The sequence below is a fragment of the Pseudomonas morbosilactucae genome (assembly GCF_023241715.1).
GTDB classification, from domain to species: Bacteria; Pseudomonadota; Gammaproteobacteria; order Pseudomonadales; family Pseudomonadaceae; genus Aquipseudomonas; species Aquipseudomonas morbosilactucae.
The window spans coordinates 1-25,105 of record NZ_JALQCW010000048.1 but is presented as its reverse complement, the minus strand read 5'-3'; the positions used below and the strand labels follow the sequence as shown (position 1 = coordinate 25,105).

The window sequence follows — 25,105 nt, the reverse complement described above, 5'->3', positions numbered from 1 at the left end:
CGGAAACAACGCCTTTAGCCATGATGCGTGACCTCCCCTTTCGGAGCTCACGGTAAATGCCAACCCGCTGCGGATTCTGCGCGCGGCAGCACCCGAATTATCAGGGATACGTGTAGGGTGGAGATGCACAACCGTCGGACTGTGTAGCATTAGGCTTTATCAAGACGCTTCATCTCGTCCACAGTCGCCGGTCGATTCCTCCTCCTGACAGACTTTTGCTTAAGCGGTGACCTTTATGTCACCACAGCAAGCAGGACGCGTGAGTCGCGACTTCGTACCCATTTTTGGTCGAACCTCGCTAGACACTCGAGTGGTCAACCACTCCTGACGCACCTGACACCGACCGTGAGAAGTCGTGTGTGCCGAACGCCGTTTCCGGCAGCCCGGAAACCGACGGTACTACATGAAAAGAATGCTGATTAACGCAACTCAACCCGAAGAGTTGCGTGTTGCACTGGTAGACGGCCAGCGCCTCTACGACCTGGACATTGAGTCCGGTGCACGCGAGCAGAAGAAGGCCAACATCTATAAAGGCCGAATCACTCGTATCGAACCAAGCCTTGAGGCTGCCTTTGTCGATTTCGGCTCTGAGCGCCACGGCTTCCTGCCCCTCAAAGAAATCTCCCGCGAATACTTCAAGAAAGCCCCCGAAGGCCGCGTGAACATCAAGGACGTCCTGAGCGAAGGCCAGGAAGTCATCGTCCAGGTCGAGAAAGAAGAACGCGGCAACAAGGGCGCAGCCCTGACCACGTTCATCAGCCTGGCCGGTCGTTACCTGGTGCTGATGCCGAACAACCCGCGTGCCGGCGGCATCTCCCGTCGCATCGAAGGTGAAGAGCGCAACGAACTGCGTGAAGCACTGAACGGCCTGGTTGCACCTGCCGACATGGGCCTGATCGTGCGCACTGCCGGCCTGGGCCGCAGCAGCGAAGAAATGCAGTGGGACCTCGATTACCTGCTGCAACTCTGGACCGCCATCAAAGAAGCTTCGCTGGATCGCTCCGCGCCATTCCTGATCTACCAGGAAAGCAACGTGATCATCCGCGCGATCCGCGATTACCTGCGCCAGGACATCGGCGAAGTGTTGATCGACAGCGTTGAAGCCCAGGACGAAGCCCTGACCTTCATCCGCCAGGTGATGCCGCAGTACGCCAGCAAGATCAAGCTGTACGAAGACAGCGTTCCGCTGTTCAACCGTTTCCAGATCGAAAGCCAGATCGAGACCGCCTTCCAGCGCGTGGTCGAACTGCCTTCCGGCGGCTCCATCGTCATCGATCCGACCGAAGCCCTGGTGTCCATCGACATCAACTCGGCGCGCGCCACCAAAGGCAGCGACATCGAAGAAACCGCCCTGCAGACCAACCTTGAAGCCGCCGAAGAAATCGCCCGTCAGTTGCGCCTGCGCGACATCGGCGGCCTGATCGTCATCGACTTCATCGACATGACCCCTGCCAAGAACCAGCGCGCCGTGGAAGAGAAAGTCCGCGAATGCCTGGAAGCCGACCGTGCTCGCGTGCAAGTCGGTCGCATCTCGCGCTTCGGCCTGCTGGAAATGTCCCGTCAGCGCCTGCGTCCATCCCTGGGCGAAAGCAGCGGCATCGTCTGCCCGCGTTGCAACGGCACCGGCATCATCCGTGACGTTGAATCGCTGTCCCTGGCGATCCTGCGCCTGATCGAAGAAGAAGCCCTGAAAGACCGCACTGCCGAAGTTCGTGCCCAAGTGCCGATCCCGGTTGCCGCCTTCCTGCTCAACGAAAAACGCAACTCGATCACCAAGATCGAACTGCGCACCCGTGCACGCATCGTCATTCTGCCGAACGATCACCTCGAAACCCCGCATTTCGAAGTTCAGCGCCTGCGCGATGACAGCCCGGAAGCCAACACCAACCAGTCCAGCTACGAAATCGCTGCAGCAGCCGCTGAAGTCGAAGACGTGCAACCGGCTGCCGCCACCCGCACCCTGGTTCGCCAGGAAGCCGCGGTGAAGACCGCACCTGCCCGCGCCAACGCTCCGGTCCCTACCGAAGTCGTCGCACCAGTCGCCGCTCCTGCGCCCGTCGTTGCAGAACCAAGCCTGTTCAAAGGCCTGGTGAAATCCCTGGTGAGCCTGTTCGCCACCAAGGAAGAGCCAGCGGCTCCGGTCGTGGTCGAGAAGCCTGTTACCGAACGCCCAGCGCGCAGCAACGAAGAGCGTCGCAACGGTCGCCAGCAGAGCCGCAACCGTAACGGTCGCCGCGATGAAGAGCGCAAGCCTCGTGAAGAACGTGCTCCGCGTGAAGAGCGTGCACCACGCGAAGAACGCGCCCCACGGGAAGAGCGTCAGCCTCGTGAAGTGCGTGAAGCCCGTGAAGAAGTCCAAGGTGTTGCTCGTGAAGAGCGCGCACCCCGCGCACCTCGTGAAGAACGCCAGCCTCGCGCCCCGCGGGAAGATCGCAAGCCACGTGGCGAGCGTGAAGAGCGGGTTCGTGAACTGCGCGAACCCCTGGATGCCGCCCCGGCCGTTGCAGCAGCTGCAGTGGGTGTCACCGCCGAGGAGCGTCCAGCACGCCAGCCGCGCGAAGAGCGTCAACCGCGTCCGCCACGTGAAGAGCGTCAACCACGTGCCGAACAGGCTGCGGCCACCAGCGAAGAAGAACTGCTGAGCAACGAAGAGCAACTGCAGGAAGATGGCCAGGACAACGCCGAAGGCGATCGTCCACGTCGTCGCTCCCGTGGCCAGCGTCGTCGCAGCAACCGTCGCGAGCGTCAACGTGACGCCAACGGCAACGTGATCGAAGGCTCGGAAGAGAATGGCGAAGAGCCAAGCAACGCCGACCTGGCTGCCGGCCTGGCCGTCACCGAAGCCGTTGCCAGCAGCGTGATCAGCGCTCCAGCCGAAGCTGAAGCCCAGCAACAGGCTGAGCGCGCTACCGCCGCAGTGGCCGAACAAGCCCCTGAAGCACCGGTGGTTGAAGCGACGACCCCAGTTGAAGCCCCGGTTGTTCCAGCCGTCGAGGTTGCAGCGGTTCAAGAGCAACAGCCTCAGGTTGAAGTGGCTGCAGAACCTGCCGTGGTCGCCGAGCCTGAGCCGGTCATCGTTGCCGAGCCAGTGGTTGAAGCACCGGTTGTGGAGAAAGCTCCCGAGCCCGCCGAGGAAGCACCTAGCGCCTTCGAACGCGTAGCCGAAGCCATTGTCGTTGAAGCCCCTGTTGCCGAAGCAGCGCCTGCTGCTGAAGCCGTGGCTATCGTCGAACCAGTGGTGATCGCCGAGCCTGCTCCGGTTGCAGCACCTGCCGTGGTCGAAGAAGCACCCGCTCCGGTTGTGGAGGCCGCACCGGCCATTGCCCTGACCAGCAACGGCCGCGCGCCGAACGACCCACGCGAAGTGCGTCGCCGCAAGCGTGAAGAAGAGCGCCTGCAGAAGGAAGCCGAATTGGCCGCCGCTGCTGCTCCGGTTGAAGCACCCGTAGTCGCCGAGCCCGCTCCGGCAGTTGAAGTCGCTGAGGCCGCTCCGGCTCCAGAAGCTCAACCCGTTGCCGAGCAGACCGCTCTGCCCCTCGAAGAAGCCCCGCGCATCGTTGAGGAACAGGTTGAACAGCCGGCCAAAGCCCAGGAAGAACACGAGCCTAAACCCCTCGTCTGATTCCAACGGCTACTAAAAAGCCCCGCCTGAGCGATCAGGCGGGGCTTTTTTATGCCCAACATTCGAACAACATGGTCGACACAGGCTAGCCTGCTAGCTGTGTTTGAAATCCAGTCGTTCCGGCACGTCCACATCCCACAACACACCGGGATCATCCACCCACACCTCCCGCACCGGTGCCTCGGCAAACAAAGGCTTTGCCCCGCGATCACCGCTCAGCGCCATCAAGGCAGGCCCGAAGGAACTGCCAAACCCCACGGGATGACCGAACTGCCCTCTATGCACCGGAACGCTGATGCCATCCGCTGCCAACTCATTAACGACCTGCTCAATACTCGACGGCAAGATAAACGGCATATCCCCCAGCAGCACCAGCCAGCCATGGGCGTCAGCACAGGCAGTGACTGCAGCGGCAATGCTGTCGCCCATGCCCGCCGACTGCAGCAGCAACACCTCACAGCCATAAACCCCAGCCAGCCGAATGAGCTCGGTCCGGTCCGGCGTCGTCACAACCCAACGCGGCTGAATACTGGCCGGCAAGCTCACTAGCACCTGCTCAATCACCTTACGCGTCACGCCATCACGCCCCACGCAAGGCGCCAATAGCTTGTCCTGATCGGCCACTGCGCGAAAACGACTGCCCTGCCCTGCCGCCAGGACAATCGCCGTGACCGGCATTACGCCTCCTCCGACAATGGCTTCTTCTGCACCGCCGCCACGCCGTTCTTGATGGCGACGATTTCCGCCATCAACGACAAGGCAATCTCCGCCGGGGTATGGCTGCCAATATGCAAGCCAATAGGCCCGTGCAAACGCCCGATGGCCTCGGCGGGCAGGCCCAGGGCCGCGAGGTTCTCACGACGCTTCTGGCTATTCACCCGCGAGCCTAGGGCGCCGACGTAAAAGGCCCTGGAGGTCAGCGCCGTGAGCAACGCCATGTCATCCAGACGCGGATCGTGGGTCAGAGCGATGATTGCCGTGCGCTCATCGGTTTGAATAGCCAGCACCGCTTCATCGGGCATGCCGGCACAAAACGACCCTGCTGCTCTTCCCAGCCATAGACGAACTCCTCGCGGGGGTCGCAGATCAGCACCTCGAAATCCAGCATCCGCGCCATTTGCGCCACATAACGCGACAACTGGCCGGCACCGATCAGCAGCAGGCGCCAGCGCGGGCCATAAATGGCCCGCAAGTGCTCGCCATCAAAACTCAGCGCATCCCCCTTGCCGGCGCCGCTCAAGGTGACCGCGCCGGTGGCCAGAACCAGCTCCCGGGCAACGAGCTCATGGGCTTCACAGCGAGCCAGCAACTCCGCGACCCAGGCCGGGTCACCCACCCGCTCCTCGGTGAGGCGCAGTGTCCCGCCACAAGGCAGGCCAAACCGCGCCGCCTCATCACGGGTCACGCCATAGGTCAGCAATTGCACGGGCGGCCCCGTCTCAGCCAGTCGACCGTCGTGCAAGCGGGTGATCAAATCGTCCTCGATGCAACCGCCGGACACCGAACCCATCACCACCCCATCGCCGCGCAAGGCCAGCATGGCCCCCGGTGGACGCGGTGCACTGCCCCAGGTCTGGACCACGCTGTAAAGCAGCACCGGCCATCCTGCGCGGCGCCACTCCAGCACGCTGCGCAGGACATTCAAGTCGACGCTGTCCATCAGGCCTTCGCACCCTGCTGCCAGCCCTGCAACTGGTAGCGCACCGGAAGATTGCGGATGCGCTTGCCGGTGGCGGCGAAGATCGCGTTGCACAGGGCCGGCGCAATCGGTGGCACGCCCGGTTCGCCGACGCCGCCCAGGGGCACCTCGCCCGGCGGCGTCACCAGGTGCACGGCAACCTGCTTGGGCGCCAGGGACATGCGCGCCACTTCATACATATGGAAGTTGTCCTGCTGGACCTTGCCGTCCTTGAAGCTGATTTCCCCCAGCACCGCATTCCCCAACCCCATGACGCACGCCCCTTCAAACTGCGAACGGATGCGCTCGGGATTGATCTGCGGCCCGCAGTCCACGGCGATATCGGCCTTGTGCACAATCAGCGTGCCGTCGTCCTTGACCTCCACCTCGATCACCGCCGCCACGTAGGTCACAAAGCTGTAGTGCACTGCCAACCCCAGGCCCCGACCTTTGGCGAGCGTGCGTCCCCAGCCTGCCGCCTTGGCCGCGGTTTCCAGCACCGTTCGCAGGCGCGCCGTGTCAATGGGGTAACGCTCCGGGGATTCGCCGTAGTTCCATTCCTCACTGAGGGTCCGCGGGTCGATCTGCCGATCCGGCCCCAACAGCTTGAGCTGATACTTCAGCGGGTCCTGGCCGGCTTTGTGGGCCAGTTCATCGACAAAACTCTGGATCGCAAAACCGTGGGGTATGTTCGACACCGAGCGGTACCAGCCGACCCGGGTGTGCACCGTGGCTTCAGGGTTTTCCAGTCGCACATTGGGAATCGCATAGGGCATGTTGGTGAACCCCATGCCCAACTCGAATGCCGCTTCGTGGTTCATGCCCGGGGCGAACAGCGCAGTGATGCTCGGCGCCACGGTTCGGTGCAGCCAGCCTGAAGGCATGCCGTCCTGATTGAGGCCGGCCTTGAGGTACTCCGCCGACACGGTGTGAAAATACGAGTTGTGGATATCGTCTTCCCGGGTCCATTGCACCCGCACCGCCTTGCCTGGGAACTCCTTGGCCAGGATCGCCGCTTCCAAAACGAAGTCCGGCTTGGATTTGCGCCCAAAGCCGCCGCCCAGCAGGGTGACATTGACCGTGACCTTGTCGAAGCCGATCCCCAGACGCTCGGCGATCCGCTCACGGGTCACCTGGGGCGCCTGGCTCGGTGCCCAGGCCTCGCACTGGCCCTCATGAAAACGCGCCACGGCCACCATCGGCTCCATGGGCGACTGCGCCAGGTGTGGCAGGTAATAGGAGGCTTCCAGGCTGCTGTCGGCCGTGCTCAAGGCCTCGTCGATACTGCCGGTATTGCGCACCACCTTGCCTGGCTTGCGGGCCGCGGCCTCCAGCTCCTCGCGGTAGGCGATGGAGTTGTAGGAAGCGTTAGCGCCATCTTCCCACTCGATCTTCAGCGCCTCGCGCCCCTTGATCGCCGCCCAAGTGTTGCTGGCAACCACCGCCACGCCCCCCAGGGGCTGGAACTCCGAGGGCACCGGACGGCTTTCGATCGCCAGCACCTTGATCACCCCAGGGACTTTCAATGCCGCGCTGCCATCGAAGGACTTGACCGTACCGCCGTAGACTCGTGGCCGGGCCACGGCGGCGAACAACATGCCGTCAAAATGCACATCGGCGCCGTACACTGCGGCGCCCTTGACGATGTCTTCACCGTCGATGGCGCGCACTGCCTCCTTACCGATGTAGCGGAACTCGGCTGGCGCCTTCAGGCGCAGGCTGTCACGGGCTGGCACGGCCAGGGCGCCGGCAGCCAGGGCCAGGGCGCCGTAACCCAATTCGCGACCGCTGGGCTGGTGCAACACTTTGTGCAACTGCGCCCGGCACTCAGCCACCGGCACCTTCCACTGGTCGGCAGCGGCCTGCTCCAGCATGCTCCGCGCCGCAGCGCCACAGCGGCGCATCGGCTCGAACCAATGGCGCATGCTGCGCGAACCGTCGGTGTCCTGGTTACCGAAGCGCACTTCATCGCCCGGCGCCTGCTTGACCTTCACCAGCGCCCAGTCGGCTTCCAGCTCATCGGCCACCACCATGCTCAGGCTGGTGCGCACGCCCTGGCCCATTTCCGACCGATTGCAAATCACCGTCACGCTGCCATCGACGGCAATGCTGACGTAGACCTTGGGGTCATCGATCCAACCGTGGGGCATGCCTTCGGCACCAAACTTTTTCTCTTCGGCAAAAGCTTCCTGCCATCCCCAGCTGGCCGCCAGCACCAAGGCCCCGGTGGCCCCGACGCCCTTGAGAAAGCCACGGCGACTGAGGTTGCTCAGGGCAAAATCGTTGGCTGTGCGGTTCATGCCTTGGCCTCCTGCAGATGGGTGGCGGCCTGGCGAATCGCCGTCTTGATACGGTTGTAAGTGCCACAGCGGCAGATGTTGCCGACCATCGCCTCTTCAATCTGTTCGTCGCTGGGGTTGGGATGAACCTTGAGCAAGGCCGTGGCGGACATGATCTGCCCGCCCTGGCAATAACCGCACTGGGCCACCGCCGTATCCAGCCAAGCCTGCTGGACCACCTGGCCCACCGAATCGGTGTGCAGGTTGTCGATGGTGCTGACGTTCTGCCCGATCACCGAGCCGATCGGGGTGATGCAGCTGCGCGCCGGGGCGCCGTCGATATGGATGGTGCAGGCACCGCACAGGCCCATGCCGCAGCCGAACTTGGTGCCGTTGTAGCCCGCCACGTCGCGAATGGCCCACAGCAGGGGCATGTCCTCGGTGACATCCAGTTGATGATCTTGGCCATTGAGTTTCAGGGTAATCATGGGCACGCCCGCATAGGTCTTGGGTTATGGGGTCGAGCAATCTGCGGCGCAATGCGACGGTTTGGAGCAGATCGACTCAGGCTAATGGGCTCTCTTGTGAAGCTGGGCTTCACCGGGCCTTTGTGGGGGTAAATACTTGCATTGTTAGCTAGCTAAGTTAAGCGCCGATGAACAAAAAAGCCTTGCAAGGCATGACCCCTGCAAGGCTTTGGCGTGAGGCTTTGAGCTTAGCTCAAGAAGTGCCGATCAATAACGATTGGGTTCCATCTCCAGTTGCACATTGAAGCGCTCGGCGATGTCCTGCTGAATCCGTTGCGCCAGGTGCAGCAACTGCAGGCCTGTGGCCGCGCCATAATTCACCAACACTAGGGATTGCAGGCGATGCACACCGGCGTCGGCCTCGCGAAAGCCCTTCCACCCTGCCTGCTCGATCAACCACCCCGCCGCCAGTTTCACTTGGCCATCGGCCTGTGGATAAGCCACCAGGCCTGGATGGGTCTGTTTGATCTGCGCCGCCAGCGACGCGGGCACCAGCGGGTTCTTGAAGAAGCTGCCGGCGTTGCCCAGCACCGCGGGATCGGGGAGTTTTTCACTGCGAATGGCACAAATCGCCCGGCTGACATCGAGCGGTGTCGGTTGCTCGATGCCTTGCTCGGTCAGGCGCTGACGCACCGGACCGTAGTCCAGGTGCAGATGGGCAGCGCGATTGAGGGCGAAACGCACCCGCAGGATCAGCCAGCGCCCGGCTTGCTGCTTGAACAGGCTGTCGCGGTAAGCGAACTCGCAGTCCGCCAGGCTGAACTCCCGCAACTCGCCGGTCTGGCGATCGAGGGCGGTCAGGCCGGCGAACACGTCCTTGATCTCTACGCCGTAAGCGCCGATGTTCTGCATCGGGGCAGCGCCGACCGTACCGGGGATGAGGCTGAGGTTCTCCAGGCCGGAAAGCCCCTGCTCCAGGGTCCATTGGACAAAAGGGTGCCAGGCTTCACCGGCTTGTGCCTCGACCACCACCTGCTCACCGTTGTCGCTGAGCAAGCGAATGCCTCGGGTGGCCATGCGCAAGACCAGGGCCGGAATATCGGCCGTCAGCAGCAGGTTGCTGCCCCCCCCGATCACCAGCAATGGCAACGAGTGCTGGGCCGAATACGCCAGCGCCTCGCGCACATCGTCATCGCTGTGGGCCTCTGCAAACCACTGGGCCTTCACCTCGACGCCAAAGGTATTGAAGGGTTTCAGCGAAACCTGCGACTGCAACTGCAAGGTCATAGCCGCCCCTTCAATTCGATCACCAGCCGGTCGCACGCCTGCTCAAGCAGGTCCAGCACCTGTTCGAAGCCCTGCTCACCGTCGTAATACGGGTCCGGCACTTCCTCCAGAGGTGCATCAAAGCGCCGCAGGAACAAGTCCAGCTCGGCCTTGCCCTGAGCCGGTTGCAACGCTTTAAGGTGGCTCAGGTTGCTGTGGTCCATGGCGAAGATCAGGTCGTATCGGGCGAAGTCGTCGCGGCTGACCTGTTGCGCCCGCTGGGCCGACAAGTCGTAGCCGCGCCGCAGCGCCGCACGCTGGCTGCGGGCATCAGGCGCCTTGCCGATGTGCCAGTCGCCGGTCCCCGCGGAGGCAACCTCGACCTGGTCGCCCAGGCCGGCCTCGTGCAGCTTGTGTCGCAGCACGCCCTCGGCCGAAGGAGAACGGCAGATATTGCCCAGGCAAACGAACAATACGCGCATCAGGCCTCCAGCAGACGACGAACGCGCTCGAGGTCTTCAGCGGTGTCGACACCGGCCGGCGGCGCTTCCAGGGCATCGGCGACGTGGATCCGCACACCGTGCCAGAGCGCGCGCAATTGCTCGAGGGATTCGGTGTTTTCCAACCAGCACGGGCCCCAGCTGACAAAGTCATGCAGGAAGCCGGCGCGGTAGGCATAGATGCCGATATGGCGGCGATAAGGCACGCCGGCCGGCAGTTGCTCACGGCTCTTGGCGAACGCGTCCCGCGCCCAGGGCAAGGTGGCGCGGCTGAAGGTCAGGGCCAGGCCGTTGAGGTCACTGACCACCTTGACCACGTTGGGATTGAACAGGGTGTCCAGATCCTCGATCGGCTCGGCCAGGGTCGCCATCCGTGCCTCGGGGTGGGCCGCCAGGTTGGCAGCCACTTGGTCGATCACCGCCGGCGGGATCAAAGGCTCGTCGCCCTGCACGTTGACCACAATGGCGTCCGCCGCCAAGCCCAGTTGGCTCGCCACTTCCGCCAGGCGATCGGTACCGGAGTTGTGGTCTTCACGGGTCAGCACCACTTCGGCGCCAAAACCCTTGCAGGCCTCGACGATGCGCGCATCATCCGTGGCAACCACCACCCGCTCGGCACTGCTCTTGCTGGCCTGTTCCCAGACCCACTGGATCATCGGCTTGCCGGCGATCTGTTGCAGCGGCTTGCCCGGCAGGCGGGTCGAGGCGAAACGCGACGGGATGACAACGGTAAAGGCGGTGGTCATTTATCCAGGCGCTCATCGGTGCTGAGGGTGCGGGCTTCGGTTTCCAGCATCACGGGAATGCCGTCACGAATCGGATAGGCCAGACCTGCACCCTTGCTGATCAGTTCGGTTTTGTCGGCACTGAGTTTGAGCGGGCCTTTGCAGACCGGGCAGGCGAGGATATCGAGCAACTTGGTGTCCATGAGAACTCCCTGGATAACAGCGTTTTAAGGCAAAAGACGATCAGGCAGCAAGCGCATCAGCTGGGTATCGAACCAGGCCACGAACGCCGGCGAAGGGGCCGCGTCCACCGCCAGGTACCACCAGTCGGCAGCGGCGAAATCACGGCACTTCACCGCATCCTTCTCGGTCATGACCAGAGGCAGGGACGGGCTGAAATTCAAGGCTTGGGCGCTGTATTCGGCGTGATCGGCAAAAGCATGGGGAACAGGCTGCCAGTGTAGCGTTTCAAGGGTGTTGAAGAAACGCTGCGGGTTGCCGATGCCGGCCACGGCATGCAGCGCCTGGCCCGGCGGAAAGTGGGTGATCGCACGGCGCTCGCCACTGCGCAGATTGACCAGCGCAGAAGGCTCCAGACGAAAGGCAAAACCGTCGTCGCGGTCGGCCTCGGCGCCGTTGTAAAGGCAGGCATCCACGCTCTCCAGACGCTCCAACGGCTCACGCAGCGGACCGGCCGGCAGGCAACGGCGGTTGCCCAGGCCACGGGCGGCATCGATCAGCACCAGTTCCAGATCCCGGGCCATGCGGTAATGCTGCATGCCATCGTCGGAAAGAATCAGGTCCAGAGGCTCTGCCGCCAGCAAGGCCTGCACCGCGCGGCTGCGCTCGGGGTCAATCATCAGCGGCACACCGGTGCGCTGCACAATCAGCAACGGTTCATCGCCGGCGATATCGGCACTTTGCTCAGCCTCGACCCGCCAAGGCAATTGCGGCGGCTTGGCGCCATAACCACGGCTTACCACGCCCACCCGCAGGCCGCGGCGCCGGCAGTGTTCGATCATCCACAAAATCAGCGGTGTCTTGCCGGTCCCGCCCACGGTGATGTTGCCCACCACGATCAACGGCACCGGAGGCTGGTAGATCGTGCCCTCGCCGTCCAGGAACCGCTGGCGCTTGCGCACCACCACCCGCCGGTACAACCACTCCAGGGGCCGCAACAGTTGCAGCCCGGGGTGGCCGTTGTACCAGGCGGCGAGCAAACGATCGGAAAGAGCCATCAGGGTGCCGGTGCCGCCTCGACGGTGGTCATGCGCAGATGGCTGAAGCCGAGCTTGCCGGCCGCGTCCATGGCGGTGATCACCGCTTGATGTTGGGTCTTGCCGTCGGCGCTGATGGACAGCGGCATCTGGGTGTCTCCCGCCGATTCCTTCTGCAAGGCCTCGATCAGGCTGGCCAGGTCGCTATTGGGCAAGACCTGGTTGTTCACCGAAAACACCCCGTCGGCGCTGATGGCGATGTCCAGTTGCTTGACCTGCTGGTCTTCGGCCGGCGAGCCGCTGACCGCTTCCGGTAGGTCGACGCGCAACTGGGTTTCACGGGTGAACGTGGTGGTGACGACGAAAAACAGCAGCAGGATAAACACCACGTCGATCAACGACGCAAGGTTGATATCGACGGTTTCCCGAGGTTTGCGGCGGAATTTCACGCTTTGCCCTCAACCAGATCGACGTCACGGTCGCCCTGCACCACTTCCACCAACTTGATGGCTTCCTGCTCCATGCCGACCACCAGCTCATCGACGCGCCGTTGCAGGAAGCGGTGGAAGAACACCGCCGGGATGCCCACCATCAGGCCCGCTGCCGTGGTAATCAGTGCCTTGGAAATACCCCCGGCGAGCACGGCCGCATTGGTGGTCATGCCCGAGCCCATGAACGAGCTGAAGATATCGATCATGCCCAGCACCGTACCCAGCAGCCCCAGCAGAGGCGCCATGGCAGCGATGGTGCCGAGGGCATTGAGGTAGCGTTCCAACTCGTGGATAACCCGGGCCGCGGCTTCTTCAATGCACTCCTTCATGATCTCGCGACCGTGCTTGGAGTTGGCCAGGCCGGCGGCGAGGATCTCGCCCAGGGGGGAATCGGCCCGCAGCTCCTTGAGCTTGTCCTTGTTCAGTTGCTTGTCTTTGATCCAGCGCCAGACCAGGCCCAACAGATGGGGCGGCGTGACACGGCTGGCGCGCAAGGTCCACAGGCGTTCGGCAATGATGCCAAGTGCTGCGATGGAACTCAGAATGATCGGCAACATCATCCAGCCGCCGGATTTGACCAATTCCCACACAGTGACAGTCCCCTCGAAAAAGTGCGCCACTCTAACATAGGGTCCAGGCGCACCGAAGACCGTGATGTCGCATGTTCCCCGCCTTTAATAACTCACGGTTATTTAAGGCATTCGCGGCACGTCGCGCCAGAAACGCCGCTCGGCCCTTAACCGGGTCGCCGTCGTGAATGCCCCCAGCTGCAGGCGCACCGCACCTTGTTCGGCACTGTCATAAATAGCCAGGCCCAGTTGCCGATAGCGCGCCATCACCACGGGATGAGGGTGACCAAAAGCGTTGCCCTGCCCTCGGGAAATCAACACCGCTGTAGGCGAAAGCGCCTTGAGCAGCGCCATGGACGATGAGGTGCCACTGCCGTGATGGGGCGCCTGCAACCACTGAGTCGGCACCGCCAGCGAGCTGGCGAGCAGGGCCCGCTCGGCGCGCACATCAATATCACCGGTCAACAACAAGCGTTCGCCGCGCGCTTCGACCAGCAGCACGCAGGAACGCTGGTTGCCGTCTTCGGCCGCCGCCCATTGCCACTGGGTGAAACGCACGTCGTCCCATTGCCAACTCAAGCCACTTTGGCACGGCCCGGACTGCAGGCTCGACGGCAATGCATCGGCTTCTCCGCTACGCACTTCGACCACCGGCAAGCCCCGCCACACGGCCAGGGCTCCGCCCGCGTGGTCGGCATCGGCGTGGCTGATCAACATCAGGTCCAACCGCTTGATTCCCAGCTTTTGCAAAGCTGGCAGCACCACCCGCTGCCCCAGGTCGAAATCACCGAAACGCGGGCCGGTGTCATACAGCATTGCGTGTTCCCGGGTGCGCAGGACAAAGGCCAGGCCCTGCCCCACATCCAGTTGCCAGACCTCGACCTGCCCCAGGGGCACGGCCTTGTGCGGTGGATACACCGCCAGCAGCAACAAGGGCCACCCCAGCAGGCGCAGCGGTACGCCCTTGGGCAGCAGCAAAAACAACGCCCCCAGGCTGCTGATGCACCAGGCCCAAAGGGGAATGACCGGGGCGACCCAGGCCGGCCAATGCGCCGCCAGCCAGCCGAGAAAGCGAAACAACCCTTCAAGCAATCCGCCCGCCAACCACAGCAGCCCCTCGCCCACATAAGGCACAGGCAACAACAAGGTGCCCAACAACGCGGGCGGCAACACCACCAAGCTGATCCAGGGCACGGCCAGTAGATTGGCCAGGGGGCCACTGAGGCTGATGGGCAAGCCCAGGGCCAGCATGGCCGGGCACAGCCCGATGGCTATCAACCATTGAGCGCGAGTCCAGCTCTGCCACCAACGCCAAGGGCCCAAACGACCACCAAAAGTGAAGATCAGCACCGCCACCGCCGCGAACGACAGCCAGAAGCCGGGCTGCAAGCTGGCCAGCGGCTCGAACAGCAGCACGGCGTTCAAGGCCAGCAGCAGCGGCCACCAGGCCCCCAGATGACGAAACCTCAGGCGCCATAACAGCACCAGGGCGATCATCACGCAGGCCCGCTGCACCGGCACGTCAAAACCCGCCAACAGGCCATAAACCAGGGCTGCCACCCACGCCAGGCCGCAGGCCCAGGGCAGCCAAGGCAAACGCCCCGGCCATAGCCCGTAGCGCGCCAGGCCCGCCACCAGCACATAGACCACCCCCGCCAGCAAGCTGATGTGCTGCCCGGAAATCACCATCAGGTGCACGGTGCCGGTGTCCTGCAGCACTTGCCAGTCGTGGCTCGACACCCCGGAACCGTCCCCCATGACCAAGGCCGCCAGCCCGCCTTCTCGCCCTTGGGCATCGACACTCAACAGACGCTGGCGCAAGCCATCGCGCCAGGACGAGCCTGCCGGACCGAGCAAGCGGCCATCCTTGACCGTTGCGGTCGCGCCAATACGCTGCGCCAACAGCCAGGCTTCGAAGTCAAACGCCTGCAGGTTGAGCAGCCCGGCTGGGCGCCTGAGGGTGACAGCCAGACGCCAGCGCTCGCCGCTATTGACCTTGGGGCCGTCGTGCCAGGACAGGCGCACCAGGCGCGGCAAGCGGCCGCGCCGTGATTGGCCATCGCGCAGTTGGAAACGCACCACCCGCCCCGCCTGCTGCGGCAAGCCCACCACCCGCCCCTCGACCCAGCGCGTCTGCCCATCCAGCTCCCGGGGCAAGCGATCACTCAACGCCGACTGCGCCGAAACACAGGCCCAAGTGAAACCGAAGAGAAAAAATGCCACCGGATATGTACGAAACGGCAACAGCATCAACGCCAGAATCGGCATCAACAGTAATAGCCAGCCCGGCGGCAGCACTGGCAGAGAACGCAGTGCCAGCAGCCCCGCGGCCAGCGCCAGCATCCCTGTGCGCATCAGCTCGTCCTTGAGAGTTACTGCCCTTCTCTTGGCTTAGCCCAGTCCTCGGAGTGCCAGCTTTATCATTTGTCACAAAGTCTGAATTTGTGATCCGTAGAATCCGGTCATACTTGCCGCCTGCACCGACCGAGAAGCCTTATGCCCCGGCGCTTATTCAAACGTTACATGCCAGATCCGACCAGCATCCGGGAACACAAGTCCTTACGCTTTCTCGGCAAATTGCTGCACGATCCCAACCTCTGGCACCTCAACCGCCATTCCGTCGCCCGTGCGATGGCCGTTGGCCTGTTCGCTGCCTTTATCCCGATTCCGATGCAAATGCTTCTGGCCGCGGCGCTCGCCGTTTCGGTGCGCGGCAATATGCCAATTGCCGTGAGCCTAGTCTGGCTGACGAACCCCATTACCATGCCGCCAGTGTTTTTCTGTACCTACCAGCTCGGGGCCTGGCTGATGAACGTGCCGCCCCGCAGCCTGCCGGACGAACTGACCTGGGAATGGATCAGCGGCCAACTGTCGACCCTCTGGCAACCCTTCCTACTGGGCTCGGTGGTGGCCGGGTTGCTGCTCGGCGCACTGGCCTATTGCCTGACCATGCTTTATTGGCGCTGGTGGGTCGCACGGCAATGGCGGCGGCGCAAACAGAGCCGCCTGTAACCCCACAACGCAAACGGCCTCCACAAGGGAGGCGTTTTTATGCCGCAGAAGAAAAGCTTACTGGCGCATGCCACGCCCACTCACCAACAGGCGGGCACAACCGATGTAGAGCACCACGGTCGCTACCAGCATAAAGGTGATGGCCACGCTGATCTTGATGTCCGAGACGCCCAGGATGCCGAAACGGAAAGCGTTGACCATGTGCAGCACCGGGTTGGCCAGGGACACCGTCTGCCAGAACGGCGGCAGCAAAGTGATGGAGTAGAACACCCCGCCCAGGTAGGTCAGCGGCGTCAGCACAAAGGTCGGGATGATCGAGATGTCATCGAAGTTGCGCGCAAACACCGCATTGATGAACCCCAGCAACGAGAAAATCGTCGCCGTCAGTACCACCACCAGCACCGTGACGCCCAAGTGATGCACTTGCAGCTTGGTGAAGAACAACGACAACAGGGTCACGATCACGCCCACCATCAAGCCGCGCAGCACGCCACCCAAGGTGTAACCAATGAGAATGGTGTGGGGCGACACCGGCGACACCATCAGTTCTTCGATCGAGCGCTGGAACTTGCTGCCGAAGAAGCTCGAGACCACGTTGCCATAGGAGTTGGTGATCACCGACATCATGATCAGCCCGGGCACGATGTACTCCATGTAGGTGAAGCCACCCATGTCACCGATCTGCCGGCCAATCAGGTTACCGAAGATGACGAAGTAAAGAACCATGGTGATGGCCGGCGGCAGCAGGGTTTGCGGCCAGATCCGGGTAAAACGCTTCACTTCGCGATAAACGATGGTTTGCAGCGCGACGAGGTTGGGTTGCAGTTCGGAACTCATACCGCCACCTTCGCCAGATTTTTCTCCACCAGGGACACAAACAACTCCTCAAGGCGATTGGTTTTGTTGCGCAGGCTCAGCACTTCGATGTTCTGCGCCGCCAACTGGGTGAACAACGCGGTAATACCCATGGCTTTGTCGACCTGCACTTCCAGGGTGTGACTGTCCAGCATGCGACTGGGGTAGCCCAGCAGTTGCGGCGCCACCGACAGGTTGTTTTTCAGGTCAAGCAGGAAGGTTTCCACATGCAACTGGCCCAGCAGATTACGCATGCTGGTGTTCTCGACAATGGTGCCATGGTCGATGATGCCGATGTTGCGGCACAGCTGCTCAGCCTCCTCCAGATAGTGGGTGGTGAGGATGATGGTGATGCCTTTCTGGTTCAGTTCGGTGAGGAAGGTCCACATCGACCGGCGCAGTTCGATGTCCACGCCGGCGGTGGGCTCATCGAGAATCAGCAGGCGCGGCTCGTGCACCAGGGCCCGGGCGATCATCAGCCGCCGCTTCATGCCGCCGGACAGCGAACGCGACGGCACATCGCGCTTGTCCCACAGCCCCAACTGGGTCAGGTACTGCTCGGCCCGTTCCTTGGCGATTTTCGCCGGAATGCCGTAATAGCCGGCCTGGGTCACGACAATGTCGAAGGTCTTTTCAAACTGGTTGAAGTTGAACTCTTGCGGCACCACGCCGATGCAGCGCTTGAGCGCCGCCGGCTCGCGGTCCAGGTCGTGGCCGAAGACATTTACGGTGCCGCTGGTCTTGTTCACCAGGGTCGAGAGAATGCCGATGGTCGTGGATTTGCCGGCGCCGTTAGGGCCGAGCAAGGCGAAAAAGTCACCTTCGGCGACGTCCAGATCAATACCACTCAGGGCCTGGAAACCGTTGCCGTAGGTTTTGGTTAGCTGCCGGATGGACAGAGCGGAACTCATAAAGGATTACGCACCAAGGAAGGGAAAGCATTAGAGATAAGGGCGGCTCGTCAGCATTGCAACGGCGCCGGAAGCCACCAATGGTGCTTGCCGACGCCCCACAAGTACAGTCACGCGTGTTGATATTGGCTATTAAGTCAACGCGGTCATAACGGCTTTGCGGTAAGCCGGACGCTCCTGCAAACGCCCGTACCAAGCCTCTAGGGCGGGCATCGACGGACGTTCGATGGGCATCTCGAACCAGGCATAAATAAAGCTGCCCAGGGGAATATCGCCCACGCCAATTTCAGCTCCGGACAGATAAGGTTGTTCGCTCAAGGTGCGCTCGACCATCGACAACAGTTCACAGCAGGTGGCTTTCGCGGCGTTGATTTTGTCCCAGTCCTGCTCCTTGGCCGGGGTACGCAGCACACCCCAGAACACCTGGCGGAAGGGTTCGGCAAAAGTCGAGGTGGTCCAGTCCATCCACTTTTCAGCGCTGGCCCGGACCTGCACATCGGCGGGATACCAATGGCTGTTGGCAACATGCCGAGCCGCGAGGTAACGCACGATGGTGTTGGATTCCCACAACACAAAACCATCGTCTTCCAGCAAAGGGATGCGGCCATTGGGGTTCAGCGCCCGGTACTCCGGGGTGTTCACCACACCAAAGGCACCTCCCGCGTCCACGGCCTCGTAGGCCAGGCCCAGCTCCTCGGCGCACCAGAGTGCCTTGCGCACGTTCGACGAGTTTTTCCGACCCCAGATCTTCAGCATGACCGCTCCTCGCTAATGAATGCCGGGGCAGTCTACGCCGGTTCACAGGCGACTCAAATCGCTCTGCATATCGCCCAGGCTCTGGGGCAGGTGGTCAGCGAACAGATGGGGATAGCATTTTTCCAGGTGTTCGAAGAAAAACGGCAGCGGTACGTCGGCAAACTGGCCGTGATCCACCAGGTACTCCATCAACTGCGCGCCCTGGCGATTGAACGGGTGAAACACGCTGTCATTGAGCCCATCGAATTCCAACGGTGCCACATCGAACAGTTCGCACAGGCCCTGATTGAATGCCGGGGTGGCCTTGACCCAACGCCCCTGCAGGTACAACTCGGTGTAGCCGTGCATGGCAAACACATCGCTGCGCAGCAACTCCAGCAGACGCGGGGTGGACAGGTGATTGCGCACGTCCGCCAGGCCGATCCGCGCGGCAATCCCGCAGTGCCGGGCGCAGGCGGCCAACAGCGTGGCCTTGGGCACGCAGTAACTTTCACCGGTGGCCAGGGCATGACTGGCGCGCAAGGTCCGCGGGTCCAGGCTGAAGGTGTAGGGGTTGTAGCGCACCGCTTCGCGCACGGCGTAATAGAGGCTGACAGCTTGCTGCTGTGGATCGGCACTGGCACCGCGGTGAGTTTCGGCGAACTCCACCACTGCAGGGTGGTCACTATCGATGAAGCGACTGGGACTCAGGTACGGGCGCATGAGGATGACCTCCAAGTGAAGCTCCGAGTCTATCGGGGCGTCCGCCACAGCGATAACGACGTTTCGGCCAAATCTCAGTGCCGGCACCCACCTGCCCAAGCGCGCCCCAGCGGCTGTTTTTTCATCGCTGCCAACGCACCGTTCCGGCCATCCGCTTCAGCGGATGCCGACTAAGCTCTGAGGGTTATTTTGCCCCTGGCTTCATGGAGGATTGCATATGCTGTTGTTGTGGATACTGGTTCTGGTACTCGGGATCGCATACCTGGCGCACCGCCGCGTCGCGCCCCTGGCCGCCCTCGGCGCCGTGGCGGTCTACCTGCTGGCGATGGGTGCCTTCAGCCGCTCACCGGGCTGGCTCCTGCTGATTTTCTGGGTGCTGCTGGCCGCCGTCGCCGCGCCCCTGTTGCTGCCGGACCTGCGCCGTAAATACTTCAGCGCCCCCATGTTCGGCTGGTTCCAGAAAGTCCTGCCGCCCATGTCCCAGACCGAACGCGATGCCATTGATGCCGGCACCGTGTGGTGGGATGGCGAGCTATTTAGCGGCGCCCGGACTGGAACAAACTGCTGGCCTACCCCAAGGCCCAGTTGACCGAGGAAGAGCAGGCCTTTATCGACGGCCCGACCGAAGAGCTCTGCGCCATGGTCAGCGACTGGCAGATCGGCCAGTCCATGGACCTGCCGCCCGAAGCCTGGGCCCATATCAAGGAGCACGGTTTCTTTGCCCTGATCATTCCCAAGGAGTTTGGCGGCAAGGGCTTTTCCGCCTACGCCCACTCGCAAGTGGCGATGAAACTGGCCACCCGCAGCGGTGACTTGGCGTCCACGGTGATGGTCCCCAACTCCCTGGGCCCGGCCGAACTGCTCCTGCACTACGGCACCGACGAACAACGCAACCATTACCTGCCGCGCCTGGCCCGGGGCGACGACATCCCCTGCTTCGCCCTCACTGGCCCCCTGGCCGGCTCTGATGCCGGCGCCATGCCCGACACCGGGATTGTCTGCAAAGGCCAATGGCAAGGCGAGGAAACCCTCGGCCTGCGCCTGAACTGGGAAAAGCGCTACATCACCCTGGGCCCGGTCGCCACCCTCCTCGGCCTGGCGTTCAAGGCCCATGACCCGGACCACCTGCTGGGCGACAAGGAAGACCTGGGCATCAGCCTGGCACTGATCCCCACCGACACCCCCGGCGTGGACATCGGCCGCCGCCATCTGCCCCTGGGCGCCGCCTTTATGAACGGCCCCAACTCCGGCAAGGACGTGTTCATCCCCCTGGATTTCCTGATCGGCGGCCAGGACATGCTCGGCAAAGGCTGGATGATGCTGATGAACTGCCTGTCCGTGGGCCGCTCCATCTCCCTGCCGGCCGTGGGCAGCGGCGCCGCCAAGTTCACCAGCCTGGTGACCGGCCAGTACGCCCAGGTTCGTGAGCAGTTCAACGTTCCGCTCTCGGCCTTCGAGGGCATCCAGGAAGCCCTGGCCCGCATCGGGGGCAACGCCTGGCTGATGGACAGCGCCCGCATGCTCACCGCCAATGCCGTCGACCTGGGGGAAAAACCCTCGGTGCTCTCGGCGATCCTCAAATACCACCTGACGGAGCGCGGCCGTGAATGCATCGGCCACGCCATGGACGTGCACGGCGGCAAGGGCATCATCATGGGCCCCAACAATTACCTGGGCCGTAGCTGGCAGGGGGCGCCGATCTTCATCACCGTGGAAGGCGCCAACATCCTTTCGCGCAACCTGATGATCTTTGGCCAGGGGGCGATCCGCTGCCACCCCTTCGTGCTCAAGGAAATGGCCCTGGCCGGTCGCGAAGACCATGACCAGGCCGTGAAAGAATTCGACGGCTTGCTGCTGCAGCACATCGGCTTTGCCGTGAGCAACGCCGCCAGCACCCTGGTGCTCAACCTGGGCTTTGGCCACCTGGAGCAGGCCCCGGGCGACAAGCTCAGCCAGGGCTACTTCCGTGCCCTCAATCGCCAGGCTGCCGCCTTCGCCTTGCTGGCGGACTTGTCCATGATGCTTCTGGGCGGCGAGCTGAAACGTCGTGAACGCCTCTCGGCGCGCCTGGGTGATGTGCTCAGCCATCTGTACCTGGCTTCTGCCGCGCTCAAGCGCTACCACGACCTGGACTCGCCGCAGTATCTGCAGCCGCTGTTCGCCTGGGCCATGGAAGAAAGCCTCGGCCACTCGGAACGCGCCCTGGACGAACTGCTGAGCAATTTCCCCAGCCGTACGCTCGGCTGCCTGCTGCGGGTACTGGTCTTCCCCTTCGGTCGCCGGCACAAAGGCCCGTCGGACCGACTGGACGCCGAAGTGGCCGCGATCATTGGTCGCGCCAAGGGCGATCCGGCCCTGGAAGCGGTGCTTGCCGGTTGCTATCGCCCGCAATCGAACGACGATCCGGTGGGTGCCCTGCAACATGCCTGCGACTTGCTGAGCGCTGCCCATCCCCTGCAGAAGACCCTGCACGAAGCGCTGAAAAGCGGCCAGGTCAAACCCGCTGCCGGCGAACACGCCATCGACGCGGCACTGGAAGCCGGGGTCCTGCAACCGGCCGAGGCACAGAGCCTGCGCGAGGCGGAAGCGGCGCGACGCAAGGTCATCGATGTGGACGACTTCGCCAAAGACGAGCTGACCTTGAGCGAAGGCAAAGTCCGCTGAACCCTGGCCCCACAGCGGGGCGATTATGAAACCGGGCGCGGGAGCTATATACTCCCGCGCCCGTTTTGCTCTTGAGGACCCCTGTCATGTCCAACGTCGTCGCCGATCATCTGGTCCTGCTGGACCACCTGCGCAGCATCCTGGTCGCGGTAGGTGAAGCCGAACAGGTTCCCGAAGAAAGCCATGCCCTGTTCCTGGAGCGCTTCGACGAACTGCGCGCTTCGCTGCCCATCGACCCGATTGAAAGCCAGTATCTGGGCCAGGACCTGCTGTGCCAGGTCATGCAACGCTACCCGCAAGTGGCGCACCTGGTGCCACGGGACCTGCTGTGGTTCTTCGCCGGTGACTGCCTGCACTACATGCCCGACGAAGAAATCGACCTGTACCAGGCCCTCGAAGAACGCCGTTTTGAAGCCGAACAGAACGACGAGCCCTTCGACTGGAACCAGGAAAAACAGCTGCTGGCGCTTTCCGCCGACGACAGCAAGCACTGATTGCTGCGCCAGGCACACAAAAGGCCCGCACGGTTCGACCGGCGGGCCTTTTTTATGGTGTCAGGTGCAAGCGATTCCCAGGACGCCCTATTGCCCGCTGCCCAGTGCCGCCACTCCGAGGCTCGGCCGCCCCAAGGTCGGCTCCCGAGCCAGGCACTCCACCAGATAGTCGATAAACACCCGTAGCTTGGGCGGCAGATAGCGGGTGGGCGAATGCAGCAACCAGGCACCCCCGTGGTAGGAGGCGAGAAAGGTCCACTCCGGCAACACCTGCACGATCAACCCCTGCTCCAGAGCATGCCGGGCGGTGAAATACGGCAAGCTGCCAATCCCCAAATGCTGCAACACCGCATCCAGGCGCACGCCGGTGTGGTTGGCCGCGTAACGCCCGCGCACCCCGACCGTGACCGACTTGCTGCCCCGACGGAATTTCCAGCGGGCATCGCTGGGGGTTTCACCCAGGTAGATACAACTGTGTTCGAGCAAGTCATGGGGATGGGCAGGCGTTCCGCGCTCCTCCAAGTAGCGCGGCGTGGCACACAGCAAGTGGTCGATGCGCAATAGCTGGCGCCCGATCAGCCCCACCGGCGGGCGATCAGTAATGCGAATGGCCAGGTCCACGTGATCGTCGATCAGGTCGACATCGCGGTCTTCGTGCAGCAGTTCCACATCAACCTTGGGGTAGCGCCGCAAAAACTCCGGCATATGGGGATGGACGACAAAACGCCCCACGGCCTTGGGCACGCTGACTCGCACAATACCTTCGGGCTCCTGGGTGAACTGCCCGCTGATCTCCATCACCGAACGGGCGGCGCTGACCATTTCGCTGCAACGCTTGAACACCTCCTCGCCGCCGTCGCTCAAGCGCAACTTGCGCGTGGTGCGTTGCAGCAGCCTCATGGCCAGGGCCTTCTCCAACCGGGAAATGCTGCGGCTGACCGCTGACGGCGAAGTGCCCATTTGCCGGGCCGCCTCGGAGAAGCTGCCGGTCTCCACGACCTTGACGAAAATCGCCATTTCACCGAGCAGCGGCAGGGGAAGATTTATGCTCATGGCGCAACAGTCCTTTGAGATGTGAACGGATTATCACGCAATCCGCCTGGCCACATAATAAAAACCTCCTCCACTCAGGACCCGGAACATGACGCAGCGCCTGTTTTTCCAGCACGACCTTCTACAACACCCGGTACAGGTGCTGCACTGCACGCCCCACGAGCATGAGTTCGTCGTGGAGTTGCAGGCGACGATCTTTCATCCCCAAGGCGGCGGCCAACCCTGGGACACCGGCTGGATCGGCGACAGCCAGGTGCTGCGGGTACTCCAAGACGGCGAGCGCGTCCTGCATTACGTCAGCCAGGCCGTGGAACCGGGGCTGCTGACCGCGCACGTCGATGCAGCCCGACGCCTCTTCAACAGCCGCATGCATTCGGCCGGGCACTTGATCGGCCATTGCGTACAAGCGCTGGGCTGGACACCGATCAAGGCGCATCACTGGCCTGGTGAGGGCAAGGTGTCATTCAAGCCGGGCGACGATCCGCAGCCAGTGGACATAGAACAGGTGCAACAACGCCTCGACCAGTGGATCGCCGAAGACCTGGAACGGCAAATCAGCCTGGACATCGGCCTGCGTCAAATTGGTTTTGGCAGCCTGCCCGCCTATGGCTGTGGCGGCACCCACGTGCGCAGCCTGCTGGAGCTGGGCCAGGTGAGAATCACCTCGATCACCCAGAAAAAAGGCGTGTTGGCCGTGCTCTACGACCTGGACTGAAACCCGCTCCCCTGCCCCCTTTTACCTCGTCAATCGTCCCCTGCGCCTCGCGGAGCTTCTTTATGCCTTCCCCCTATCTGGGCGAATTTATCGCTCTGGCTACCATCCACTTTCTGGCGGTGGTTGCCCCAGGACCCGACTTCGCGGTGACCATCCGCCAAAGCGTACGCTTTGGTCGACTGATCGGCATCTGCACCGCCGTCGGAATCGGCGCCGGGATCTCGGTGCACGTGCTCTATACGCTGCTGGGCGTCGGTGCCCTGATGCACAGCACGCCCTGGCTACTGAGTGCGGCCAAGGTACTGGGCGGCGCCTACATCCTTTACCTGGGGGTCAGCCTGCTGCGCAGCCAACCCAAAGCCTCGCTGCCGGGAGAAGTCCTCGAACAACTGGAGTTGCAACAGACCGCCGGCAAAGCCTTTATGACCGGCTTTTTGACCAACGCCACCAACCCCAAGGCCACGCTGTTTTTCCTGGCCATCTTCACCACCGTGATCAGCGCCTCGACACCGCTGAAGGTCCAGGCACTCTACGGGGCCTGGATGTGCCTGGTGAACGCCCTGTGGTTTATCGCCGTGGCGCTGTTTTTCTCCAAACCCGGCGTGCGCTCGCTGTTTATGCGCCTGGGGCATTGGTTTGAACGAAGCATGGGGCTGATCCTGGTGCTGTTCGCTGGCCGCCTGATTCTCTCGATATAACCCGCACCACACACGCAAAAGCCCGTACAGCAAAGCTGACGGGCTTTTTTTGCAAGGCGGTATAAATCGCAGACAAACAAAAACGCCGCTCAATGAGCGGCGTTTTTGTGAAAATGGAGCGGGAAACGAGACTCGAACTCGCGACCCCGACCTTGGCAAGGTCGTGCTCTACCAACTGAGCTATTCCCGCAAATGGCGTCCCCTAGGGGCACTCGAACCCCTGTTACCCGCCGTGAAAGGGCGGTGTCCTAGGCCACTAGACGAAGGGGACACACGTACAACATTCACTCCCTACCGCGTTTCGCTGTGTGCTTTACGCTGTAAGTGGCGCGCATTCTATGGATGGTTTGAGGGGTCGTCAACCCCCTGATATAAATTTATTTAAATCAATGACTTCGCCGTGCTTTGCACCCGGTTCCGAGATTTATGGA

22 protein-coding genes, 2 tRNA genes and 2 pseudogenes are annotated in these 25,105 nt (G+C 62.7%); 6 read left to right on the top strand and 20 right to left on the bottom strand.

Annotated features, from left to right (window positions below):
- Positions 1-403: 403 nt before the first annotated feature.
- Positions 404-3,622: a ribonuclease E gene (gene rne / locus M1B34_RS18590; protein ID WP_268265912.1), complete on the top strand. Its 3,219-nt coding sequence runs from the start codon at positions 404-406 to the stop codon at positions 3,620-3,622.
- A 93-nt stretch (positions 3,623-3,715) separates the two neighbouring features.
- Here rne and M1B34_RS18585 read toward each other — a convergent pair whose 3' ends face one another.
- From M1B34_RS18585 to M1B34_RS18525, 13 genes and pseudogenes are all read right to left on the bottom strand, one after another.
- The gene (locus M1B34_RS18585; protein WP_268265911.1) at positions 3,716-4,300 is read right to left on the bottom strand and encodes a nucleotidyltransferase family protein; all 585 of its coding nucleotides are present in this window, start codon (positions 4,298-4,300) and stop codon (positions 3,716-3,718) included.
- Positions 4,300-4,791, bottom strand: a complete 492-nt coding sequence (locus M1B34_RS18580; RefSeq protein ID WP_268265928.1) for an XdhC family protein — start codon at positions 4,789-4,791, stop codon at positions 4,300-4,302. Before M1B34_RS18580 ends, M1B34_RS18585 begins: the two co-directional genes overlap by 1 nt.
- A gap of 296 nt (positions 4,792-5,087) precedes the next feature.
- Positions 5,088-5,282, bottom strand: a pseudogene (locus M1B34_RS18575) (XdhC family protein); the annotation flags it as partial.
- Complete coding sequence (locus tag M1B34_RS18570) at positions 5,282-7,600, bottom strand: xanthine dehydrogenase family protein molybdopterin-binding subunit (RefSeq protein ID WP_268263738.1); 2,319 nt, start codon at positions 7,598-7,600, stop codon at positions 5,282-5,284. The gene M1B34_RS18570 and the pseudogene M1B34_RS18575, both read right to left, overlap by 1 nt.
- Positions 7,597-8,067: a (2Fe-2S)-binding protein gene (locus M1B34_RS18565; RefSeq protein ID WP_123330336.1), complete on the bottom strand. Its 471-nt coding sequence runs from the start codon at positions 8,065-8,067 to the stop codon at positions 7,597-7,599. Before M1B34_RS18565 ends, M1B34_RS18570 begins: the two co-directional genes overlap by 4 nt.
- Before the next feature lie 246 nt (positions 8,068-8,313).
- Positions 8,314-9,333, bottom strand: a complete 1,020-nt coding sequence (gene murB / locus M1B34_RS18560; protein ID WP_268263736.1) for a UDP-N-acetylmuramate dehydrogenase — start codon at positions 9,331-9,333, stop codon at positions 8,314-8,316.
- The gene (locus tag M1B34_RS18555; RefSeq protein WP_123330332.1) at positions 9,330-9,794 is read right to left on the bottom strand and encodes a low molecular weight protein-tyrosine-phosphatase; all 465 of its coding nucleotides are present in this window, start codon (positions 9,792-9,794) and stop codon (positions 9,330-9,332) included. The genes murB and M1B34_RS18555 overlap by 4 nt, the downstream gene beginning before the upstream one ends.
- Positions 9,794-10,558: a 3-deoxy-manno-octulosonate cytidylyltransferase gene (gene kdsB, locus M1B34_RS18550; protein WP_123330330.1), complete on the bottom strand. Its 765-nt coding sequence runs from the start codon at positions 10,556-10,558 to the stop codon at positions 9,794-9,796. The genes M1B34_RS18555 and kdsB overlap by 1 nt, the downstream gene beginning before the upstream one ends.
- Entirely contained in the window at positions 10,555-10,740 is a 186-nt protein-coding gene (locus M1B34_RS18545; RefSeq protein WP_003442540.1) for a Trm112 family protein, read from the bottom strand. Before M1B34_RS18545 ends, kdsB begins: the two co-directional genes overlap by 4 nt.
- A gap of 24 nt (positions 10,741-10,764) precedes the next feature.
- The gene (lpxK, locus tag M1B34_RS18540; protein ID WP_123330328.1) at positions 10,765-11,775 is read right to left on the bottom strand and encodes a tetraacyldisaccharide 4'-kinase; all 1,011 of its coding nucleotides are present in this window, start codon (positions 11,773-11,775) and stop codon (positions 10,765-10,767) included.
- The gene (locus M1B34_RS18535; protein WP_268265910.1) at positions 11,775-12,203 is read right to left on the bottom strand and encodes an ExbD/TolR family protein; all 429 of its coding nucleotides are present in this window, start codon (positions 12,201-12,203) and stop codon (positions 11,775-11,777) included. Before M1B34_RS18535 ends, lpxK begins: the two co-directional genes overlap by 1 nt.
- Entirely contained in the window at positions 12,200-12,835 is a 636-nt protein-coding gene (locus M1B34_RS18530) for a MotA/TolQ/ExbB proton channel family protein (protein ID WP_185039164.1), read from the bottom strand. Before M1B34_RS18530 ends, M1B34_RS18535 begins: the two co-directional genes overlap by 4 nt.
- A gap of 102 nt (positions 12,836-12,937) precedes the next feature.
- Positions 12,938-15,169 carry a DNA internalization-related competence protein ComEC/Rec2 gene (locus M1B34_RS18525; protein WP_268265909.1) on the bottom strand — a complete coding sequence of 744 codons (2,232 nt, stop codon included), beginning with the start codon at positions 15,167-15,169 and terminating at the stop codon, positions 12,938-12,940.
- Between the two features lie 141 nt (positions 15,170-15,310).
- Here M1B34_RS18525 and M1B34_RS18520 point away from each other — a divergent pair, with 141 nt between their 5' ends.
- Positions 15,311-15,826, top strand: a complete 516-nt coding sequence (locus tag M1B34_RS18520) for a DUF2062 domain-containing protein (protein ID WP_123330320.1) — start codon at positions 15,311-15,313, stop codon at positions 15,824-15,826.
- A 57-nt stretch (positions 15,827-15,883) separates the two neighbouring features.
- On the opposite strand, the gene M1B34_RS18515 is transcribed toward M1B34_RS18520, so the two are convergent.
- The 4 genes from M1B34_RS18515 to M1B34_RS18500 form a co-directional block, all read right to left on the bottom strand.
- The gene (locus tag M1B34_RS18515; RefSeq protein WP_123330318.1) at positions 15,884-16,663 is read right to left on the bottom strand and encodes an ABC transporter permease; all 780 of its coding nucleotides are present in this window, start codon (positions 16,661-16,663) and stop codon (positions 15,884-15,886) included.
- Positions 16,660-17,592, bottom strand: a complete 933-nt coding sequence (locus M1B34_RS18510) for an ABC transporter ATP-binding protein (RefSeq protein WP_268263732.1) — start codon at positions 17,590-17,592, stop codon at positions 16,660-16,662. The genes M1B34_RS18515 and M1B34_RS18510 overlap by 4 nt, the downstream gene beginning before the upstream one ends.
- 132 nt (positions 17,593-17,724) lie before the next feature.
- Complete coding sequence (locus M1B34_RS18505; protein ID WP_268265908.1) at positions 17,725-18,348, bottom strand: glutathione S-transferase family protein; 624 nt, start codon at positions 18,346-18,348, stop codon at positions 17,725-17,727.
- Positions 18,349-18,390: 42 nt separating this feature from the next.
- Positions 18,391-19,050: a transglutaminase-like domain-containing protein gene (locus tag M1B34_RS18500; RefSeq protein WP_268265927.1), complete on the bottom strand. Its 660-nt coding sequence runs from the start codon at positions 19,048-19,050 to the stop codon at positions 18,391-18,393.
- 217 nt (positions 19,051-19,267) lie between these two features.
- Between M1B34_RS18500 and M1B34_RS18495 the strand changes: the two are divergent.
- Positions 19,268-21,714: pseudogene (locus M1B34_RS18495) on the top strand (acyl-CoA dehydrogenase).
- 86 nt (positions 21,715-21,800) lie between these two features.
- Positions 21,801-22,208: a PA2817 family protein gene (locus M1B34_RS18490; RefSeq protein ID WP_123330309.1), complete on the top strand. Its 408-nt coding sequence runs from the start codon at positions 21,801-21,803 to the stop codon at positions 22,206-22,208.
- A gap of 87 nt (positions 22,209-22,295) precedes the next feature.
- Here M1B34_RS18490 and M1B34_RS18485 read toward each other — a convergent pair whose 3' ends face one another.
- Positions 22,296-23,261 carry a LysR family transcriptional regulator gene (locus M1B34_RS18485; protein WP_268265907.1) on the bottom strand — a complete coding sequence of 322 codons (966 nt, stop codon included), beginning with the start codon at positions 23,259-23,261 and terminating at the stop codon, positions 22,296-22,298.
- 88 nt (positions 23,262-23,349) lie between these two features.
- Between M1B34_RS18485 and M1B34_RS18480 the strand changes: the two genes are divergently transcribed.
- Together M1B34_RS18480 and M1B34_RS18475 are read left to right on the top strand one after the other, a co-directional pair.
- On the top strand, positions 23,350-23,976 hold the full coding sequence (locus M1B34_RS18480) for an alanyl-tRNA editing protein (protein ID WP_268265906.1): 627 nt from the start codon (positions 23,350-23,352) through the stop codon (positions 23,974-23,976).
- 62 nt (positions 23,977-24,038) lie between these two features.
- Positions 24,039-24,674 (top strand): LysE family translocator, encoded by a 636-nt coding sequence (locus M1B34_RS18475; RefSeq protein ID WP_268265905.1) that lies wholly within the window; start codon positions 24,039-24,041, stop codon positions 24,672-24,674.
- A 114-nt stretch (positions 24,675-24,788) separates the two neighbouring features.
- Here M1B34_RS18475 and M1B34_RS18470 read toward each other — a convergent pair.
- Both M1B34_RS18470 and M1B34_RS18465 read right to left on the bottom strand, forming a co-directional pair.
- A tRNA-Gly gene (locus M1B34_RS18470) sits at positions 24,789-24,864 on the bottom strand.
- A gap of 3 nt (positions 24,865-24,867) precedes the next feature.
- A tRNA-Glu gene (locus tag M1B34_RS18465) sits at positions 24,868-24,945 on the bottom strand.
- Positions 24,946-25,105 lie beyond the last annotated feature (160 nt).

Coding starts and splice junctions, on each gene's coding strand:
- rne (WP_268265912.1), top strand. CDS start 404: ATGAAAAGAATGCTGATTAACGCAACTCAACCCGAAGAGTTGCGTGTT.
- M1B34_RS18585 (WP_268265911.1), bottom strand. CDS start 4,300: ATGCCGGTCACGGCGATTGTCCTGGCGGCAGGGCAGGGCAGTCGTTTT.
- M1B34_RS18570 (WP_268263738.1), bottom strand. CDS start 7,600: ATGAACCGCACAGCCAACGATTTTGCCCTGAGCAACCTCAGTCGCCGT.
- M1B34_RS18565 (WP_123330336.1), bottom strand. CDS start 8,067: ATGATTACCCTGAAACTCAATGGCCAAGATCATCAACTGGATGTCACC.
- murB (WP_268263736.1), bottom strand. CDS start 9,333: ATGACCTTGCAGTTGCAGTCGCAGGTTTCGCTGAAACCCTTCAATACC.
- M1B34_RS18555 (WP_123330332.1), bottom strand. CDS start 9,794: ATGCGCGTATTGTTCGTTTGCCTGGGCAATATCTGCCGTTCTCCTTCG.
- kdsB (WP_123330330.1), bottom strand. CDS start 10,558: ATGACCACCGCCTTTACCGTTGTCATCCCGTCGCGTTTCGCCTCGACC.
- M1B34_RS18545 (WP_003442540.1), bottom strand. CDS start 10,740: ATGGACACCAAGTTGCTCGATATCCTCGCCTGCCCGGTCTGCAAAGGC.
- lpxK (WP_123330328.1), bottom strand. CDS start 11,775: ATGGCTCTTTCCGATCGTTTGCTCGCCGCCTGGTACAACGGCCACCCC.
- M1B34_RS18525 (WP_268265909.1), bottom strand. CDS start 15,169: ATGCGCACAGGGATGCTGGCGCTGGCCGCGGGGCTGCTGGCACTGCGT.
- M1B34_RS18520 (WP_123330320.1), top strand. CDS start 15,311: ATGCCCCGGCGCTTATTCAAACGTTACATGCCAGATCCGACCAGCATC.
- M1B34_RS18515 (WP_123330318.1), bottom strand. CDS start 16,663: ATGAGTTCCGAACTGCAACCCAACCTCGTCGCGCTGCAAACCATCGTT.
- M1B34_RS18510 (WP_268263732.1), bottom strand. CDS start 17,592: ATGAGTTCCGCTCTGTCCATCCGGCAGCTAACCAAAACCTACGGCAAC.
- M1B34_RS18505 (WP_268265908.1), bottom strand. CDS start 18,348: ATGCTGAAGATCTGGGGTCGGAAAAACTCGTCGAACGTGCGCAAGGCA.
- M1B34_RS18500 (WP_268265927.1), bottom strand. CDS start 19,050: ATGCGCCCGTACCTGAGTCCCAGTCGCTTCATCGATAGTGACCACCCT.
- M1B34_RS18490 (WP_123330309.1), top strand. CDS start 21,801: ATGTCCAACGTCGTCGCCGATCATCTGGTCCTGCTGGACCACCTGCGC.
- M1B34_RS18485 (WP_268265907.1), bottom strand. CDS start 23,261: ATGAGCATAAATCTTCCCCTGCCGCTGCTCGGTGAAATGGCGATTTTC.
- M1B34_RS18480 (WP_268265906.1), top strand. CDS start 23,350: ATGACGCAGCGCCTGTTTTTCCAGCACGACCTTCTACAACACCCGGTA.
- M1B34_RS18475 (WP_268265905.1), top strand. CDS start 24,039: ATGCCTTCCCCCTATCTGGGCGAATTTATCGCTCTGGCTACCATCCAC.